The 19,180-nt window shown below is 39.1% G+C and carries 20 protein-coding genes and 2 pseudogenes; 13 read left to right on the top strand and 9 right to left on the bottom strand.

Annotation, left to right across the window (positions count from 1 at the left end; genetic code table 11):
- Window position 1 precedes the first annotated feature (1 nt).
- From ACFN7Z_RS14815 to ACFN7Z_RS14805, 3 genes are all read right to left on the bottom strand, one after another.
- Entirely contained in the window at window positions 2-1,036 is a 1,035-nt protein-coding gene (locus tag ACFN7Z_RS14815) for a helix-turn-helix transcriptional regulator (protein ID WP_131229942.1), read from the bottom strand.
- A gap of 867 nt (window positions 1,037-1,903) precedes the next feature.
- Entirely contained in the window at window positions 1,904-2,494 is a 591-nt protein-coding gene (locus ACFN7Z_RS14810) for a hypothetical protein (protein ID WP_058952337.1), read from the bottom strand.
- A 49-nt stretch (window positions 2,495-2,543) separates the two neighbouring features.
- Complete coding sequence (locus ACFN7Z_RS14805; protein ID WP_058952336.1) at window positions 2,544-2,960, bottom strand: hypothetical protein; 417 nt, start codon at window positions 2,958-2,960, stop codon at window positions 2,544-2,546.
- A gap of 707 nt (window positions 2,961-3,667) precedes the next feature.
- Here ACFN7Z_RS14805 and ACFN7Z_RS14800 point away from each other — a divergent pair.
- From ACFN7Z_RS14800 to ACFN7Z_RS14785, 4 genes are all read left to right on the top strand, one after another.
- Complete coding sequence (locus ACFN7Z_RS14800; protein WP_228141104.1) at window positions 3,668-3,892, top strand: hypothetical protein; 225 nt, start codon at window positions 3,668-3,670, stop codon at window positions 3,890-3,892.
- Window positions 3,893-3,958: 66 nt separating this feature from the next.
- Window positions 3,959-5,005, top strand: a complete 1,047-nt coding sequence (locus ACFN7Z_RS14795) for a DUF932 domain-containing protein (protein WP_058952334.1) — start codon at window positions 3,959-3,961, stop codon at window positions 5,003-5,005.
- 143 nt (window positions 5,006-5,148) lie between these two features.
- Window positions 5,149-6,192: a YqaJ viral recombinase family protein gene (locus ACFN7Z_RS14790; protein WP_058952333.1), complete on the top strand. Its 1,044-nt coding sequence runs from the start codon at window positions 5,149-5,151 to the stop codon at window positions 6,190-6,192.
- Window positions 6,193-6,374: 182 nt separating this feature from the next.
- Window positions 6,375-7,265: a hydrolase or metal-binding protein gene (locus ACFN7Z_RS14785; RefSeq protein ID WP_131229944.1), complete on the top strand. Its 891-nt coding sequence runs from the start codon at window positions 6,375-6,377 to the stop codon at window positions 7,263-7,265.
- A gap of 324 nt (window positions 7,266-7,589) precedes the next feature.
- Here the strand turns inward: ACFN7Z_RS14785 and ACFN7Z_RS14780 are convergent, their stop codons facing one another.
- Window positions 7,590-8,873, bottom strand: a complete 1,284-nt coding sequence (locus ACFN7Z_RS14780; protein ID WP_131229946.1) for a hypothetical protein — start codon at window positions 8,871-8,873, stop codon at window positions 7,590-7,592.
- A gap of 361 nt (window positions 8,874-9,234) precedes the next feature.
- Here ACFN7Z_RS14780 and arsC point away from each other — a divergent pair, with 361 nt between their 5' ends.
- The 8 genes and pseudogenes from arsC to ACFN7Z_RS14740 all read left to right on the top strand — a co-directional run.
- Window positions 9,235-9,669, top strand: coding sequence for an arsenate reductase (glutaredoxin) (gene arsC / locus ACFN7Z_RS14775; protein ID WP_058952326.1), 435 nt, complete (start codon window positions 9,235-9,237; stop codon window positions 9,667-9,669).
- Window positions 9,670-9,726: 57 nt separating this feature from the next.
- A complete protein-coding gene (locus tag ACFN7Z_RS14770; protein ID WP_005012525.1) occupies window positions 9,727-10,047 on the top strand; it encodes a metalloregulator ArsR/SmtB family transcription factor in 321 nt (106 codons plus the stop codon).
- A gap of 7 nt (window positions 10,048-10,054) precedes the next feature.
- Window positions 10,055-10,528 (top strand): arsenate reductase ArsC, encoded by a 474-nt coding sequence (locus tag ACFN7Z_RS14765; RefSeq protein WP_058952325.1) that lies wholly within the window; start codon window positions 10,055-10,057, stop codon window positions 10,526-10,528.
- Between the two features lie 7 nt (window positions 10,529-10,535).
- A complete protein-coding gene (gene arsB / locus ACFN7Z_RS14760; protein ID WP_058952324.1) occupies window positions 10,536-11,579 on the top strand; it encodes an ACR3 family arsenite efflux transporter in 1,044 nt (347 codons plus the stop codon).
- A 5-nt stretch (window positions 11,580-11,584) separates the two neighbouring features.
- A complete protein-coding gene (arsH, locus tag ACFN7Z_RS14755) occupies window positions 11,585-12,289 on the top strand; it encodes an arsenical resistance protein ArsH (protein ID WP_058952323.1) in 705 nt (234 codons plus the stop codon).
- Between the two features lie 17 nt (window positions 12,290-12,306).
- A complete protein-coding gene (trxB, locus tag ACFN7Z_RS14750; RefSeq protein WP_058952322.1) occupies window positions 12,307-13,260 on the top strand; it encodes a thioredoxin-disulfide reductase in 954 nt (317 codons plus the stop codon).
- Between the two features lie 101 nt (window positions 13,261-13,361).
- Window positions 13,362-13,571, top strand: a pseudogene (locus ACFN7Z_RS14745) (NAD(P)-binding protein); the annotation flags it as partial.
- Window positions 13,572-13,760, top strand: a pseudogene (locus tag ACFN7Z_RS14740) (hydrolase or metal-binding protein); the annotation flags it as partial.
- A 116-nt stretch (window positions 13,761-13,876) separates the two neighbouring features.
- Here the strand turns inward: ACFN7Z_RS14740 and ACFN7Z_RS14735 are convergent.
- From ACFN7Z_RS14735 to ACFN7Z_RS14715, 5 genes are all read right to left on the bottom strand, one after another.
- On the bottom strand, window positions 13,877-14,767 hold the full coding sequence (locus tag ACFN7Z_RS14735; protein ID WP_228141073.1) for a hypothetical protein: 891 nt from the start codon (window positions 14,765-14,767) through the stop codon (window positions 13,877-13,879).
- Between the two features lie 95 nt (window positions 14,768-14,862).
- Complete coding sequence (locus ACFN7Z_RS14730; protein ID WP_058952320.1) at window positions 14,863-15,120, bottom strand: DNA-binding transcriptional regulator; 258 nt, start codon at window positions 15,118-15,120, stop codon at window positions 14,863-14,865.
- 143 nt (window positions 15,121-15,263) lie between these two features.
- Complete coding sequence (cydB, locus tag ACFN7Z_RS14725; protein WP_058952319.1) at window positions 15,264-16,268, bottom strand: cytochrome d ubiquinol oxidase subunit II; 1,005 nt, start codon at window positions 16,266-16,268, stop codon at window positions 15,264-15,266.
- Window positions 16,265-17,698, bottom strand: a complete 1,434-nt coding sequence (locus ACFN7Z_RS14720; RefSeq protein WP_058952318.1) for a cytochrome ubiquinol oxidase subunit I — start codon at window positions 17,696-17,698, stop codon at window positions 16,265-16,267. The genes cydB and ACFN7Z_RS14720 overlap by 4 nt, the downstream gene beginning before the upstream one ends.
- 152 nt (window positions 17,699-17,850) lie before the next feature.
- Complete coding sequence (locus ACFN7Z_RS14715; protein WP_058952317.1) at window positions 17,851-18,318, bottom strand: DUF2946 domain-containing protein; 468 nt, start codon at window positions 18,316-18,318, stop codon at window positions 17,851-17,853.
- 484 nt (window positions 18,319-18,802) lie between these two features.
- Between ACFN7Z_RS14715 and ACFN7Z_RS14710 the strand changes: the two genes are divergently transcribed.
- Complete coding sequence (locus ACFN7Z_RS14710; protein WP_228141072.1) at window positions 18,803-19,162, top strand: DUF2946 family protein; 360 nt, start codon at window positions 18,803-18,805, stop codon at window positions 19,160-19,162.
- Window positions 19,163-19,180: the final 18 nt, after the last annotated feature.

The following is a 19,180-nucleotide window of genomic DNA, read 5'->3' as shown; positions in this document are numbered from 1 at the left end:
ATTATAGGGCGGAATTAATTTTCGCCCTATATTCTTTAGGGGTAACCCCAAACCATGTGCGGAACGCCTTTAAAAATTGGCTTTTCGCTTTATATCCCAATAATAAACTTAACTGTTCAACTGTAATTTGCTGATAACTCAGATACTCTACTACACGTTGTTTTCTTACTTCCAATAACAGTTCATTAAATGTATGTCCCTCTTCGTCTAAACGACGCTGTAACGTTCTGATACTGATGCTCAAAGCATCTGCGATATTTTGTCTTGTTGGTGAAACAAAACCTAAAGTAACCAGTAATATGATATTGACCACCTTTGCCAAAGGCATATCTGGAAATTGCTTTTTAAGTGCATGTATAACTGGATTGATGAGTATGGGGTAATTTACTTCATGCGAACTTTTAGGAAAGTTGTAAGTCAACTGATTTTGATCTTGCTTAAATAAGGGTAGGCAATGGAATAGATCCTGATATATTTTATGATCAACTGTCTCAGGTGTGTGTGTAAATTGAACTAAATTAGGAAATGTATGCATTAAATTTCCGACTAGTCGAGCAAATCCGAACATTGCGCCTTCAATTTGATGATAGCTGATGTGATCGGGCAAAGTAGGGGTAAAAGTAATAATAGTCGAATCGTTGAATTCCTGACAATTTATTATCGCTGCTTCAGTCATAATTCCGAAATAACGACTAGCCAATCTAAGTACCAATATTTGAGGTATCTCAATATCAACTAAAAGTATGGGATTCAAGGCGAGTGTGAGTACCTTGTAAAATGGGGATTTCTTTAGGTTTGAAAGTTGAACTACTTTTAGTCCTAGATTGGGTTCATTAGCTAAGTCAGCAATATTTTTATATTCCAGACTAACAATTTTAAGAGGAATACGGTCTCCATTAAAACTTTCTAAATCTACCCATGTCTTTGCGGAAGCTTCATAAATAGGGCTTTTGTTATTTTGAGATGCCCATATGTATAGTCCCATTCTATTATTTTGGACGACATATTTATGAACAGTAAACTCCCTTTGTTTCATACAAGAAAATCCGTTACTATTTGTACTTGAGTATATAAACAACTAAATAAAATGTAGTGAACTCACTATAAATTAGGGTAACAAAAAATCATAGGAAATATAAAATACTGTGTAGTTCAATATTTGATAAAAGCATTGTTTTTAATTCTTTTATTTTCCAGCCTACACTTAGTTAGTAGTTTTTTGACGAGTCATCAATTAGTTCTTAACGTAGTTTGAATGATAATTAGTGTAACTTGAAAGTTTCCTAAAATTAACATTTTACGCCTATTATTTAATCAATGTTGTTCCATAGGATTGTCTATTACAGTTAAATAATTCTGATGGATGATGGATGATGGATGATGGATGATGGATGATGGATGATGGATGATGGATGATGGATGATGGATGATGGATGATGGATGATGGATGATGGATGATGGATGATGGATGATGGATGATGGATGATGGATGATGGATGATGGATGATGGATGATGGATGATGGATGATGGATGATGGATGATGGATGATGGATGATGGATGATGGGTGGTTAAAAATTGATTTTAGGTGGGAAATATTTCTGAACTTGACCTATTCGATGTGTATTGCGGATCTCTACTTCACGGATGTACTTGACGCAATCAGCGTAGGTAAGCCAAAGTGAGCTTGTAATATGTTTATACCCGCTGACTACACCCGCATTATATCCATCCATAGCTCTGCCCACAGACAGTTTTAAACTTAAAACCATCAACCTACTCACTGTCGTTTTTCATCTTCCTTACAGTGGCTGTTACAGCCACTGTTTAGATCTGGTGCGATTAGATGCTGTGAATTTATTGAAAGGCAAGCCAGTAAAAAATAACCTGAATTTCCTTTAAAGTTACTCTTCAACAATAGCACGGTAGGTTATTTTGCCACGCGTGGTGTAAAGATAAACTTCATTGATTTCTGTAGAGGTACAGCCATCCAAAAGTAGGTTGAAGTTATCGCCGTAGTAGGTTCGATTAGGAAATTTAACGGTATAGGGCTCAACGCCAGTGACTTTACAGTTTGGATTGTCCGTTTCCACTTTATCCAGCACATCGTCGATTTGTGAAACCACTCTTAAGCGGGTAGAGTCATAAATAGTTTGTGTAATGACGATAAAGTTTGGATAGGCATCAACGGGACGAAACGTTACTTCAAGCGCTTCGCTCGGGAGTAGTTTTCTTTTCAGTTGAGGCGGTGGAATATCAGTATCATCAGCGCCGTCATAAATACTGTCTGGATCATAACGGTCATGCGCAATCGCAGCAGCTTCAGCCTCACGTTCTTTGGCTTGATCTTTCGCAGTATTGTCATTGAGCTGGGCATCAGATTCATGCTGAGCTGATTCGGTTGCTGTATCTGTTGCAGAGTTTGTATTTTCAGGTGTTTTATTACATGCGGTGAGTAGGGTCAAAATTGCAGCCGTGATGAGCAGTTTTTTCATGGCGGAATGTCCTTTTAAATCGAGAATGGGATAAGTCCAAAGGGTCGGGTTACTGAGCTGCAAACTGGGTACGTTGCACATATTTCAGAACGCTTAATCCTTTGACATACAACCATCGGTCATTCAAATTCTCGGCACGATAATCAAAGACTTGATAGGCAAAGTCATCAAGGTCTATGAGTTTCTGTTCATGTAACTCTTTGCCTTCTCCAATGAGCGCATTCAAATCACCGCTGTAGATGAAATAACGTAGCGGGTCATCTTTAGGGATGATCTGCCATTGTTTGCTGATCGCCACAAACGCATTGCAATTTACATTGCCCTCACAGCGTTTTACTACAGGTGCCGTGGATGGGTCATTGACGAGCGCCATCACTTGGCTCATATCTGCATGGCTTAGACTAGAGACAGATAAACAGGCTGTCATTGCCCCGTATTGTAGAAAGGTCTTGATGTGTTTATTCATGAAGTTAGATCCTAATTATTGTTGTTGGATACTTTATAGAGCGTGCAGCAATGGCTTGACCGCAATGTTTAGACGAGCCTATCCATCACAATGACAAGTGTATTGTGCAATTCCAATGAACATTGGCTGATGATCTACAAAGGTGCCGCTGTGCCGAGTTATTCCGTCAGAGGATAGACGTGGTCAGGCAAAGTGCCATGACAAAAGGATAAGGGCGGGGCATGCGTAGCAAGAATAAAAACAGTCATAATTGACTCCTTGGAATTACAAGAAGTTCTACCGAATCACTGTCAATTGATTATGGTGGCAGAACGAAAGGGGGTTGACAGACTGGGATCCAAGGAACCAGCACGCACAAGGCGTCCCCCTCCCGTCCTACCGCAACAAAAAAGGGGGACACGAGGGTTCCACGACATACAAAATAAATTTCATATATCGTGCTGGATCTGCGGTCTGTCAAAACCGACTGGCAATGTAGGCCAGCACGCTCATGATAATGCCAAGCTGAAAGCGGGTCAATTTCATTTCTGAAATGTTGAAGGATGCAGACTTAAAAATAATCAAAAAAAGATTGTAAATAATTTCAGATATATAACACCTGAATGAAGCAGAAGCTGAACATTGATTTCATCTCAGGATGAAAGCACAGCGGAGCGATAGCACCCATATTCAGGAGTTTATTTATGCCGTATCGAGATTTTGATCAGATGGAAGATGGCATGTTTCCACAGCGTGAACCGATTAAGCCGATGGTACAGGGCTTAGGTCTGAGCAATGCCCCCACCACATTGGCTGTGCTTGGCATGTCGTTGGCGAAGTCATTGGGCTATTCACCGTTTATTGGGGGAGTAGCAGGGGCCATGTTGGGTGGTGTGATTCTCGTGATTGCCGATCAGACACAGGCATCATGTCGGCCACCATTCCACAAATAGCACGCATCTTATTTCTAGCTCTTCCTACATTTCAAATGATTCATTATTTACAAACAGGATTATGTTATGGCACATCAAATTGAACAAATGGCCTATGTTGGTGAAACCCCTTGGCATGGCTTAGGCAACCCACTCACCCAAAATCAACCCATTGAGGTTTGGGCACAGCAAGCGGGCATGGACTGGCGGATTGAATCTTCCGATGTCAGTTACATGGCACAAAACCAACGTGGGCAAAGCATCATCATGCCCTATGAAGAACAGCGAGTATTGTATCGCTCTGATACGCATGCCCCATTATCTGTAGTCAGTCAGCGTTATCAGGAAGTCCAACCGAAGCAGATTCTAGAGTTTTATCGTGATCTGACCGAGCAATCGGGCTTTGAACTGGAAACCGCTGGGGTACTGAAAGGCGGTAAGAAATTTTGGGCATTAGCACGAACAGGACAGACCTCAGCTTTAAAAGGCAAAGATGTCAGTAATGGCTACATCCTCTTAGCTACGGCTTGTGATGGCACCTTAGCCACCACCGCTCAATTCACAAGTATCCGTGTGGTGTGTAACAACACCTTGGCGATTGCCTTAAAAGGGCAAAACTCAAGTGCAGGCGTAGTCAAAGTCCCACACAGTACCAAGTTCGATGCACAGAAGATTAAACAGCAACTCGGTATTTCAGTGCGTACATGGGAGGAACACATGTATGAAATGAAACAGCTCAGTCAACGTAAAGTCACCCAGACTGAAGCAGCCGCTTATTTTGATGCGGTGTTTAATAACACTAGCCTAAGCAATGTGGAACAAGACGAGGGCATTATTCAGTTCTATCGTAATGTCGCTAGCCAAGCCAACCACACAAATAGAGCTGACAATAAGACCGAACCGAATGGCCGTGCCATGTCTAAAGTCATGACCATGTTTAACGGGCATGGTCGTGGGGCGGAACTCAGCTCAGCCAAAGACACCGCATACGGTTTGCTCTGTTCAATCACAGAGTTTGCTGATCACGAACGTCGAGCTATGAGTCAGGATCACCGTCTGGATTCTGCTTGGTTCGGTGCAGGGGCAGGTCTCAAACAACGAGGATTAGAACAAGCACTGCGTTTAGTTATTTAAGCTTCAATTCAGATTCAGAATTTAAGATCAGGACATGAGATCAAGATGATCCTGTCGGTCTTATTCAATTTGAACACCTCTTTGCCACATCACCAGATGTGGCTTTTTTTATGCCCAAAATTTAACAATGACAGGAATTCTCTATGAGCTCAGCCGTAATTCATCCAAACAACATAACCCCGAATATTCATGCCAATCGTCCGAAACTGTTTACCGCAAAACGCTTTGTTGATACCAAAAACCTCAGTCAAGCTGAATGGTTGGAAGTAAGACGCAAGGGCATTGGTAGCAGTGATTGTGCCGCAGCCTGTGGTCTCAATCCGTATATGTCGATGTTGGAACTATGGATGATTAAAACAGGTCGGATTCAACAAAACATTGAAGAGGAAAGCGAAGGTCATGCACCTTTGTATTGGGGCAAGCAATTAGAACCATTAGTGGCTGAATACTACAGCATGCACACCCAGCATAAAGTCCGTCGCGTCAATGCAGTCCTGCAACATCCTGATCCAGACAAGCATTTCATGTTGGCAAACCTAGATTATTCGGTGGTGGGTAGCGATGAGGTACAAATCCTAGAATGCAAAACCGCAGGGGAGTACGGCGCGAAACTGTGGCGAGAGGGTGTGCCTTTATACGTGCTGTGTCAGGTACAACACCAATTGGCAGTCACAGGCAAACAAGCCGCGCATATTTGTGTGCTGATCTGTGGGCATGAAACGCGCATCTTTAAAGTGACTCGTTCTGAGTCGGTGATTCAGCATATCGTCAACGCGGAACGTTACTTCTGGGACTGTGTGGAAAAGGATACCCCACCAGAAGCAGATGCTAGTGAGTCGGCAGCCAAAGCACTACAACTGCTTTATCCAGAACATATCCCTCTAAGCACAACTGACCTTTCCGAAAATGAAGATGCCAATCAACAGTTTGAGCAACTGATTCGAGTGCGTAACCAAGTTGAAAAGTTTCAACAGCAATTTGATCTGCTTAAACACCAACTGCAAGGCCAGATGCAAGAGGCTGAACGCGCTACCTTTAAAACGGGATCTGTGACGTGGAAGAAGTCGAAAGATTCAGTCAGCTTGGACAGTAAAGCTTTACTGAAACAACACCCTGAATATCTCAGCCAGTACCCACAAAACAAGCAGGGTACACGGCGTTTCAACATCTACTGCAATGATGAATAAGCCTATTTATTCAATAAGTACATATCTGCAAAAAAGCGCAAAACAGCCCCCGCTCCCTGTAAGCACCGAAGTACTTACAGAGAACAAAATGGACTGAATTGCGCTGTTGTTTATGCATTTGAAAATAAATGATTTCTACATATCAACCAGACAACCGTAAAAAATAACTTGAGGACATCAATATGATTAAAGGTTTAGCGATTACACCACCGATATTAGGTCGGATTAGCATCGGTAAGATGGTGGAGAAGAATGGCAAACGTGTCCCTGAAAAGGATGACCAATTTACCTTGACCTCCCAAATCCAAAATAAAGAGGGTTGGGTGAAACATCCACTCGATGAACAGCTTCGTGCCAAAGCCGCTAATCAAAAACTACGCAGCATTCCAGTCCGTATGATCTTCAATGATCCTGAACTTAACTTACGGGCTGAGTACAGTCTCTTTGACCGACAGACAGGCCGACCAGTTTGTATCGGCAATGGTGAAACTTGTCAGCGTTTAACCAATCAAGGGGTAGAACATCATCCATGCCCATCCCCTGATTTATGCTCATTGGCACAAGGTGGACTGTGTAAACCGTATGGTCGTCTATATGTGAATCTCGATGAATCGGATGAGTTCGGGACTTTTGTTTTTAGAACTATGGGTTTTAACAGCATTCGCACCTTAGCTGCACGACTCAGTTATTACCACGCTGCATCGAATGGCTTGTTGTCCTGTTTACCGTTACAGCTGACCTTAAGAGGCAAGAGCACCACACAAAGCTATCGTACCCCTGTGTATTACGTGGACTTAACCCTGCGTGAAGGCATTCATTTACAAGAGGCCATACACACCGCTAAAGAAATTGATCAGAAAAGTAAGCTGTGTGGTTTTAATCAGGCCGCTTTGGATCAAACAGCCTTACAGGGTTATACAAATGCACAGTTTGAAGTAGATGTAGAGGAGGGATTGGATAAAATTGAAGAGTTTTACCCAAAAGAAAATAAATCACAGCAACAAGTTCAAGACTTTCTTCAGATGCAAGATATTCAGAAAGGCCTACAGCAATCGGTACAAGCTTTGAACTAAAGTAGGAGGCATCTGTTGATGCCTTGTATTTTAAATTTTCTTAATCTATAAATGTAAGATTAAGCTTATGTACGTTAAAAGATATTCTAAAAAAGATTTAACATTTTGAATATTATAATTTATTTAGATGAAGGTTTTATAGTTTGGGTGGGATATTTAAATTTTTTACAGACATTGAATAATACTGACTCTGTAGATATACGTTGGCAACTTAAAAGACAGTGTAATTAGCGCATCATTAAACGAATTTTTAAAGCCTTACATAACCAAACTGATTTCAAACCAAAAGAACTAAAGCTGAATTTTCCTCTAGTCCAGTAAATGCTATGTTTTTCGAGGAATGCGTAGTGTTGTTTTTATTTTGATAGGATGAACATCTTCAACACTTTTCCAAGCTATTTCTTTATCTTTGAAAATTTTGAGCTTATTGATAAGTGACTCTAAATCTAATCCAGAGTTTTGATTAGATGCAAAAGGTAATGCATACAGAATGCTAGTTTGACCTATCTCCAACCTTATGATTTTAAAAGGTAAGTTTTTATCATCACCCTTTCTAGTCCACATATGGATTTTGACATGAAGTTCCGCATTAAGCTCATGAAAAAGACCAATATTCATAAGGCTATCATGTGAGGTCAATTCTGTTGATCTAACCCATTTAATCGTATCTTGTAAGCTATCTAAATCAGCCTGCTCAGAAATTATAGATAAGGCAACTTTACATAATGCTTTATATAGATTTTTTGGGATGAATTTCTCCTTAGGTTCTAGTGTTAGTTCTGCAAAATCTTCATGCTCAACTATAGCTTCAGATATGTTTTCGATAACGGTAATATTTCCATCATTTTTTAATTTTAAATTTTCATAGGGTACTTCTAGCGCCTTATTAACTACAGACATTCTTTGTACGCTTAAAAATGCCATTAAATCATTCTCAATTGTAGTGCCAAAATGCTCGTTGCATTCATCACACTCATCAAGACAGAAGATACTTATATTGCCCAGTCCCCTTGAAATAGCATGAGCTTTTTTCTTAAATGTAATTTTTGTCGAATCTTTAAAGCAAAATCTACAACGTTTTACTTCAGCCCCTTCTTGGCTTGAAATTTTAGTCGTTACCTTGCTATTAGATTTTATACTTGTGTAGGCGTATAGCTCTTCAAAAGGATTTAGGTGATCTTTATAATATTCTATATACATCTGATATAGCTTATTTATTTCATCCATAGGCAATTCATTGAGTTCTAGTTTCTCTATATTTTCCACTCTATGAATTGCATCTACATATAGATCAATTTTATCGAATTGTTCTTGTGGGAATGGTTGTCCATTTCCTAGATGAAAGATCATAAAGAAACTATTTTCTGGTTCATTTTTTATACTTTGAACAACTCCATGAAACTCAGGATTATGCTTAGTTAATTCAGAAAAATGTTCTAACAAAAACTGCTTATATCCTGATGTAAGCTTTTGTAAAGGATCTGATCCTAGATTCAATCCAATTTTTTCAAAAAATGAGCAAACATCTGCTAAAGATAGCTCCTCCTCCTCATATGTGAAGCTACATTCTGAGAAAAAAAAGTGGAATGAGAATATAGGTAAGTTCATTTTATTAATGTTTTTTAATGCTTTATTTATCTTTAAATATATCAGAAAATAGGGCCTTATCTTTTTTCTATTTTACTTCACTCCTACATACTGAACTTAAGAACTACTCAAAATCTGCCAATTGGTGTTTAGGTGGTGAATGTCGAGAATGGAGATATCTTATAAGCGAGTTCATGAAGTGCAGGATAGAACAGAGTTCGATAGTTTTGAATTTTGAAAATTTAGATCAAGCTTTGAAGTAATTTTATATTTTTAGACTTTCTAGGGGCTAATTTTTTAGCCCTTTTACAAAAATATGGAATTGCATATATATGTTTATTCGTATATAAATATATTCAAAGATTCAATTGAGTTTGAGCAAATGTCTGCTACTCCAAAAGTTAAGATCTATCACAATCCTGAATGTGGTACATCACGTAATACATTGGCGTTAATCCGTAATGCCAATATTGAACCAGAAGTGATTGAGTATCTTAAAAATCCTCCATCTAAAAATGAACTGATTCAAATGATCGCGGATGCGGGTTTAACGGTGAGAGAGGCGATTCGTAAGAATGTTGCTCCATATACAGATTTAGGAATTGATCAAGAGAATTGGACTGAAGATCAATTGCTTAACTTTATGCTTCAGCGTCCAATTTTGATTAATCGCCCATTCGTGGTGACTGAATTAGGAACTCGTTTAAGTCGTCCGTCAGAACTGGTTTTAGAAATTCTGCCACTCTCACAAAAGGGTGCTTTCACTAAAGAAGATGGTGAACAAGTACTTGATGCAAATGGGCAGCGATTGAAATAAAAATTTAATGGATATATGTGAATATTGATATATCCATATGTTTGAGTGAGTAAAAATATGGATCAAATCAATTTCTTTAAATGTTTGGCTGATGAAACGAGATTCAACATCGTCATGTTGGTTCTTGGAAATAATGAACAGTGTGTTTGCGACTTGACGGAAAAACTAGAGTTGAGCCAACCCAAGATTTCACGGCATTTAGCCTTATTACGCTCTTCTGGTCTTTTACAAGATCGACGTCAAGGGCAATGGGTCTATTACAGTCTCAATCCCAATTTACCCACTTGGTGCATAGACGTCTTAAATACCCTTAAAAATGCCGATTTACAGCCAAAAGTTGCTCCATCATTTCAACAAATTAATAGTTATTGCGAGTAGTAAAAATATGAAATTTCTTTTTTTATGTACTGGAAACAGCTGTCGTAGCATTTTATCTGAAGTACTTTTTAACAGCCGTGCGCCTGAAGGTTGGAAAGCATACAGTGCAGGTAGTAAGCCATCAGGGCAAGTACATCCATTGACCATTGAAACCTTGGAAAACCTAGGTCTTTCAACAGATGGTTTGTGGAGTAAAACCATTGATGATTGTGAACAATACCAACCTGACGTGGTGATTACGGTTTGTGATTCGGCAGCTCAAGAAGCATGTCCACTGTATTTAGGTGGTGCAATTAAGGCACATTGGGGTTTGGCTGATCCATCACATTTAGATTTGCCGAAAGAAGAAAAGCTCAAAGCATTCCAAGTGACTGTAGACCATATCAACCGTCGCTTAGACGCTTTATGGGCACTCGATACAGCGCATATGTCTCGTCCTGAATTGATTGCTGCAATCAATCACATCTCAGATATTGAATGAGAACATCATGGCTCAACAAAGATTATCCTTTTTAGATCGTAACCTCACGCTATGGATTTTTATTGCCATGGCTTTAGGGATTGCGATAGGCGTGTTTTTTCCGCAAGCCCCTGTCGCTTTGGATAAAATGAGTGTGGATTCCGTCAATATCCCGATTGCAATCGGTTTGATTTTGATGATGTATCCACCATTAGCTAAAGTGGATTATGCAGCGCTACCACAAGTGTTTAAAGACAAAAAAACCTTAACTTTGTCTTTGGTTCAGAACTGGGTGATAGCACCTGTATTGATGTTTGCATTAGCCATCATTTTTCTACACAGCTATCCTGAATACATGACGGGCTTAATCTTGATCGGGTTAGCGCGCTGTATTGCCATGGTCTTGGTGTGGAACGGTTTGGCCTGTGGGGATAACCAATATGTTGCTGCATTGGTGGCCTTTAACAGTATCTTCCAAATTTTATTTTTCAGTACCTATGCTTGGTTGTTCTTGACCTTCTTACCACCATATTTTGGTGTTGCAGGACAGGTAATCAATGTCGATTTCTGGACGATTACCCATGCAGTACTGGTGTATTTGGGAATTCCATTTTTCCTTGGCTTTATGACGCGATTCACTCTAGTAAAAGCTAAAGGTCTGGATTGGTATCAACATATCTTCTTACCGAAAATTAGTCCACTGAGTTTGTTGGCGTTATTGTTCACGATTATGGCGATGTTTAGTCTCAAAGGGAACGACGTAGTGAGCTTACCGATGGATGTCTTGCGTATTGCGATTCCATTGACGATTTACTTTATCGTGATGTTCTTCATCAGCTTCTTCATGAGCAAATGGATGGGGAACGATTATCCTAAAACCACAGCCATTTCTTTTACTGCTGCGGGGAATAACTTTGAATTGGCGCTGGCCGTAGCGATTGCGACCTTTGGTTTAGCTTCACCAGTCGCATTTACCACGGTGATCGGCCCATTGGTTGAAGTACCAGTGCTGATTGCTTTAGTCAGTGTATCTTTGTGGCTTAGAAAAAAGTTTTTTAAAGAAGAGGTGTAATTTCTATGACTCTCCCAAATGTAGATATGAATCTTCTTGATCAGCCGACTTTAGAAAAGGTACAAGCCAAAGCGCTAGAGCATCCACCGCGTATTTTGCTGCTGTATGGTTCTAACCGAGAGCGTTCATACAGCCGATTGGCGGTGATGGAAGCTGGTCGTATCTTAGAGCAGTTTGGTGCAGAAGTTAAAATCTTTCATCCTAAAGGGCTGCCTTTACCTGAAGATGCGGACACTGAACATCCAAAGGTTAAAGAGTTGCATGATTTACTCGCTTGGGCAGAAGGAATGGTGTGGTGCTCGCCTGAGCGTCATGGCTCCATGAGTTCAATCTTTAAATCGCAAATTGATTGGATTCCACTGGCAGGTGGTGCAATTCGTGCAACCCAAGGCAAGACTTTAGCTTTGATGCAGGTCAGTGGCGGTTCACAGTCTTTTAATAGCTTAAACCAGATGCGTATTTTAGGCCGTTGGATGCGGATGATCACCATTCCAAACCAATCGTCTATTCCTAAAGCTTTTTTAGAGTTTGAAGAAGATGGACGAATGAAACCTTCATCCTTCTATGATCGAATTGTCGATGTCATGGAAGAACTATATAAGTTCACTTTGCTCACTCGCGGGCAAAGTCAGTACCTCACAGACCGTTATTCAGAGCGAAAAGAGTCGGCAGAAGAATTATCTAAGCGTGTCAATCAACGTAGCTTATAAATTTTAGGTGATCAGAAATGCAAAAGAGACATTCTAAATTAGTGATCTTAGGTTCAGGACCTGCTGGTTATAGTGCTGCTGTGTATGCAGCACGTGCAAACTTAAAACCTACATTGATTGCAGGTATACAACTTGGTGGTCAATTAACAACGACCACTGAGGTAGATAACTGGCCGGGCGACCCAGAAGGTTTAACTGGTCCTGCACTTATGGAACGAATGCAAGCCCATGCTGAACGCTTTGGTACAGAGATTGTGTATGACCACATCAATGAAGTTGATTTAAGCGTCCGTCCATTTGTGCTAAAAGGCGACATGGAAGAATTTACTTGTGATGCACTGATTATTGCAACAGGTGCGACAGCACAATACTTGGGTCTTGAATCTGAAGCTAAATTCATGGGGCAAGGTGTCAGCGCATGTGCAACTTGTGATGGTTTCTTTTATAAGAATCAAAAAGTCATGGTCGTGGGTGGTGGTAACACAGCAGTTGAAGAAGCACTTTATCTTTCTAATATTGCTGAACATGTCACCTTAGTTCACCGTAGAGACAGTTTACGTTCAGAGAAAATTCTACAAGATCATCTTTTTGCCAAAGAAAAAGAAGGCAAAATTAGTATTCTTTGGAACAATCAAGTTGATGAAGTCTTAGGTGATAATACTGGTGTTACTTCAGTCCGCTTGAAGTCAACTTTGGACGAAAGCATACAAGACGTTGAAGTTCAGGGCTTATTTGTTGCTATTGGTCACAAACCGAATACAGGTATGTTTGACGGCCAACTCAACCTACGTGATGGCTACATTCAAGTACAAAGTGGTACTTCAGGCAATGCAACAGCCACTTCTGTGGCAGGGGTATTTGCTGCAGGTGACGTTGCTGACAGCATTTATTGCCAAGCAATTACTTCGGCAGGCTCAGGCTGTATGGCAGCTTTGGATGCCGAAAAGTATCTTGATCAATTGAGTAATTGAAAGGCTCATTTAAACGCTTGAAAATTGTATGAAATACGCCCAGTCTGTTGAGCAGACTGGGCGTTATTTTGATTATGACAATAAAGAATAGGAGAGAAGCTTTGACTCAATTACAAGCTGAAGTCGATGTGATCATTATTGGTGGTGGTCAGGCAGCTCTTGCTACAGCTTATTTCCTCAAACGTAAGAAAATTCCATTTATTATTTTAGATGACCAATCTCAGGCTGGCGGTGCATGGTCACATGCTTGGGAATCGCTTCGTCTTTTTTCTCCAAATACTTGGAGCTCTTTGTCAGGTTGGATGATGCCTCAAGTGGCTTTAGATCAGATGGCTCGCCATGGTTTTAGCAATGCACAGTTTGAGGTGAATACGGAGGAAGGGTTGGATTTGGTTGAGGAGTTCTATACGGGTGAGCCAAAGCCAGAGCAACACTATCAAACGCATGATTTGACACATGTTCAGAAAGGATTGCAACAGTCTGTCAGTGCAGTAAATTGAGGCTTAAGCAAAATTCAAAAGTTACTTTTTTACGGATCACTCAATCATTTGAGCGAATTAGCGTTCGTATTAACAAGATGAGACATTATGTATGCTCATCTTGTTTTTGAACTGTTTTAAGGTTTGAAACCTAAAACTTCAATATAGGATATTTCATATTTTTTTGTGTTTTTATTAAACTTTTCATGAACCATTACGCTAGCAGTAACTTCAGTTTTTCCATGAAGTTGGTCTGGTTTAATACTTTCATTAAGTTTAAGTCTCATTCGATTGTGATTCAGTGAGTGTATGGAGCCCGCCCACCCATTTTCTCTTCTGTCCTTATCAGAAGCATAGATAGATAATTTAATATCTTGGAGAAACTTTTCACGTTGTTGCTGTTCTTGCTGGACATAGTTTGAAGGGATTGGATCTAGAACGCTACGATCGAAAATTACTTCATCTTTATCATTTGGGTTAAATTTAATTTCTGCTGTGTCTTCAAGTTTAGCGGGTTTTGCAATGTTGATTGCATTTTCGGCCAAAGCCTTTTGAGGAATTTTATCAATAACCGATTGATAATCATTTTGTGAAATATTCATGGTTTGAACATTCACTACATTATTTATAGTAATAGTCTGATTGATTGTTGGAGTCTGAGGTGTAGGAATTGCAAGTTTTGCACCTTCGATGATTAAAGCAATAGTACCTTGTTTGACAATATCTTTTATCGTTTCTTTGGATGGCATAGCCGCTGAAATCGTTTTGCGGCTATTTTTTGTAGCATGTAGTGATTTTCTAATAATTAATTTAAGATCTAAACTTCCGCTATGAAGATTTTCAATAAATATTTCAGAATCTACTACTTTGAAATCAGGATAAATTTTTTCAATAAATTTCGACGTATAATGAATATTGCTTTCTAAGGACTTTAGACTTGAAAGAATTTCATCAATTGGTATGAAATTCTTGTTTGTATAGTAAATTTCATATTTAGTATCAATTGTTAATATCTCAGAATTTTCCACAAAAGACCTTATAATTATTCGCTTAAAGTTAGAATAGATTAAACATTAGAATTTTTTAAATGGAAAGGGCCATACAAATGTATGGCCCTTTTTTTCTAATTTAGATTTTCCAATACAAATTGAGGCGACTTTATAAATAGTTTGATTAAAGCCTGTGCTGAGCTTGATGGGTGTCGAACACCTCTTTCCCAACTTTCTAGCGTTCTTGGAGATATGCCAAGTTTAGATGCTAACTGTTGTTGAGAGATATTCATTTTTTTACGTGCCTTAATGATTTCCTGAGCTAATGTTAAATTAACGATATATGGGAAATCATGATTAAAATTCACATGGTGCTGTTGAAGTAGATGCATAAATACCCTCTTCTTTCTAAGGACCTAATAAGCAAGTTGAAGTAAGAATCTAAAGCTCATAGCAATGACCAATAAACTTAAGAAACCGACTAGCCATAACAAGATGAACCATTGAAATTTAGATAATTTCATTAGAAATTCCTTTAATGATAACCTTCATCCCCAACACGAACTTTATCTCTGAATACCCAGTATGAAAGGGCGGTATAGACCAGTATGATTGGAATCAAGATCAGTGCCCCAATCAGTGCGAAAAGCTGGCTATTGGCAGGTGCAGCAGCATCCCAAATGGTAATTGAGGGCGGTATAATGTAAGGAAAAATACTGATACAGAATCCTGAGTACGCCAGAAATACGAGTCCTAAGGTATATAAAAAGGGCATAGCTTCATTTTGTTTAATACATGAGCGCACCGCTAAAACGGTACAAACTAGAACAAGTAAAGGGACTGGGCTAAAATAAATCAATTGAGTGGGATTAAACCAGCGCTCAGCAATTTGTGGATGTGCAATTGGCGTATAGATGCTGACAGCAATAAAAATAACCAATAAGCCAATCAAAAGCTTGGGCATTAATTTATACATATGCTTTTGTAGTACGTCATCAGTCTTCATGATGAGCCAACCACATCCCAATGCTGCATAAACGACTACAACTCCCAAACCTGTAAATAATGAAAAAGGTGTTAACCAGTCAAAGCCACCACCAGCGTAACGATTATCAACAATATCAATACCCTGAATATAAGCGCCTAAGATTACCCCTTGTAAGAAACTGGCAACAATAGAGCCCCAAATAAATGCATTATCCCAAATGTACTTTGTTCGATTGGCTTTGAAACGAAACTCAAAAGCCACGCCTCTAAAAATCAAAGCTATTACCATCAAAATGATAGGTAAATATAGGGCTGACAGAACCGCTGAATAGACAATAGGGAAAGCCGCAAAAAGACCAGCACCACCTAAAACCATCCATGTCTCATTACCATCCCAAACGGGGGCAACGGTGTTCATCATGACATCACGTTCCTGCTGATTTTTAATAAAGGGGAATAAAATCCCGATACCTAAATCAAAGCCATCAAGTACAACGTAAATAAAAACACCAACTGCAATAATGACAATCCAGATTAAAGATAAATCAATCATGAAGATGCTCCTTGATCCTGATCATCAATTTTTTCATCAATGGCACTCAGAGGTCGCATTGGTGTTTTGAAATGGCCAACGCCTCCAATTTCTTCTGGTGCGTTATGTAAAAACTCAGGTCCTTTATGCATGAGTTTGAGCATGTAATAAATGCCCACACCAAAGACAATGAAATACACGATCACAAAAATAATCAGAGTTAATCCAACCTGTTCCGCCGAAACAGGAGAAAGGGCATCTTTTGTCCTCATAACACCATAGATAATCCATGGCTGACGTCCTACTTCTGTGGTGAACCAACCTGCGAGTAATGCGATGAAGCCTGAAGGGCCCATCACGATTGCAAAGCGATGAAACCACTTATTCTCATAGAGGCTGCCTTTTTTTCTGAGCCATAGGGCAGTGACTGCAAGGAAGAGCATAAGCATGCCTAGCCCAACCATGATACGGAAACTCCAAAATACGATTGTTGAATTTGGACGATCTTCAGGCGCAAAGTCTTTTAATCCTTTCACTGTCCCATTCATGGAGTGGGTCAGAATTAGGCTTCCTAAATGTGGAATTGCAATCGCATATTTCGTGCGTTCTTCTTGCATATCAGGAATACCAAATAAATATAAGGGCATCCCATGATCATGGTTCGTTTCCCAATGGCCTTCCATAGCAGCAAGTTTGGCTGGTTGATGTTTTAGGGTATTTAAACCATGGGCATCACCTATAAAAACTTGGAGGGGAGCTAAAATGAGGATTAACCAAAGTGCCATAGAAAATGATGTTTTCACTAATGCATCTCTACGGCCTTTGAGTAAGTGCCAAGCAGCAGTAGCAGCAACAAGAAGAGCTGCCACTAAAAAGGCTGCAAGTGCCATATGGAATAAGCGATAGATAAAGGACGGGTTAAAAACAATAGCAAACCAATCTTGAGGTACTACAATTCCATTTTCAATGGTGAAGCCTTGAGGTGTCTGCATCCAACTGTTTGAAGACAAAATCCAGAACATTGAAATACATGTGCCGATGGCGACCATCAATGTGGCAAAAAAGTGTGCTTTTTTGCCGACTCGACCCCATCCAAAAAGCATGATGCCTAAAAATCCAGCCTCTAAGAAGAAAGCACTTAGAACTTCGTAGCTCAGTAATGGGCCTGTTATTCCTCCTGCAAATCGAGAAAACTCACTCCAGTTTGTACCAAACTGATAGCTCATCACGACACCAGAAACGACACCCATGCCGAATGATAATGCAAATACTTTCACCCAGAATTTGAATAAATCATGATAAATAGACTCGTTTGTTCTAAGCCATCGCCATTCCAAAACAGCAAGAAAACTTGCCAGTCCAATAGAAATCGCAGGGAAAATAATATGAAATGACACCGTGAATGCAAACTGAATACGTGCTAACTCAAGTGCCGTAAAGCCTAAGGTCATAGCAACTCTCCACATCCGAAGCGTGCTCTAGATTGCATAAGCTCTGATATGAGTGTGCCTACACAGATACGTGCATTTTTTAAAAGTAAAAACATAGCGATTAGTCTCTTCAACTAATTAAATTTTAAAACAATAAGGAATTGCCAATAAATTTAGACAGCAAAAGAGACAGGAGGTGCTCGACCTTGAGGGATCAGAAATAATTGTTTTAAAAGAAAAAAGATATGAAAGAAAGCTTCTTTAAAAGCTAATAACCGAACTTGAATTCTCACGACTACTTCTTTAACACCCATGTCTGGTAGTGGAACGACATGTGCGTAAACTACACAGTACTGACATTGATGATTTGCATCGTGATGATGGCTAGATGAAGTTTTTTGTTCAAGATTTGCATGATTAAGCTTTTCAATATCATGATTAGCTAAACCCAACTCTTGATGAGAGTGATTATGCGTAGAATGATGTGAGCTATGCTCATGGTGAGAAGTATCTAATTGAAGTGCATGGACAATAGTTTCACAGACAGGAGAAATTTGATATTTCTCTGGAAGTAAAGGCTGTAGAAAAACAGCAATCTGTAACAAGATTGCAGAGAGTGCTAGCAATCTTCCTAAAACCATGATCACTTAGATGGTCTCAATTATCCAAGTAAGGAAAATGGATTGTAGCAGAATATATATTTATTAAAAGTACATTGTATTAAATTGAAAGTCTTATATTTTTATTTAATTTTGTCTACTTAAAGTATTTTAAAAATAGATTATTTTAATTTAAGTAGTTGATTTTAATCTGAATTGTTTCAGATTAAAATCATGCATGATTAATTTTGCTTTTAAAAAATAATGATTAAAATTTATAAAGTAAAGTAGATGAGAGTATTTTCCCTACATTGTAGGGGTATTTATTACACATTCGATTATTATCTAAATCTTTGTGCTTTAAGATTTTCGATTTTTTTAAATTGAATTATTTCATCAGTTTTACTCATTAGATATCTTAAAATAATAATGGTATTGTAAATTATGATTTTACAATTTATCTATTGAATTGAGAGCTGCATTTGTCCTTGCGATAGTTGCGATGTTGTTGCAAATAACCGTTTTTATGCAACCTTTACTACCAGAGAAATTTCAATTCTCACTGGTATGCGTAACTATTTCCGATTTAAAAGCTCAGATACAAAATCAAGAACTACAGCATCAGCATGTATCACACCATCACGATGTTGATGCTATTAAATTAGAAACCGCAAAAACCGCACATCATCATCAGTTAGATCATCAATGTATGTTCTGTACTGCATATGGTCATTTGGTCGCAAATTTAGAGATTGATCTAAACCCTATTTTAGATCGTATTCAAATTCGTTTAATGTCGTTTCAGAAAGCGTTTAAACATGTCTATTTTGTACTCCAGCGGCTTTTTTTAACTCCTCAGGGGCGTGCACCTCCTTTATTTGCTTAGATTCCAACCTCTTATGTA

Origin of the sequence: Acinetobacter sp. P1332 (genome assembly GCF_044057475.1) — a bacterium.
GTDB lineage: Bacteria > Pseudomonadota > Gammaproteobacteria > Pseudomonadales > Moraxellaceae > Acinetobacter > Acinetobacter johnsonii.
The sequence above is the reverse complement of the archived record's forward strand: the minus strand, read 5'-3'. Positions and strand labels throughout refer to the sequence as shown.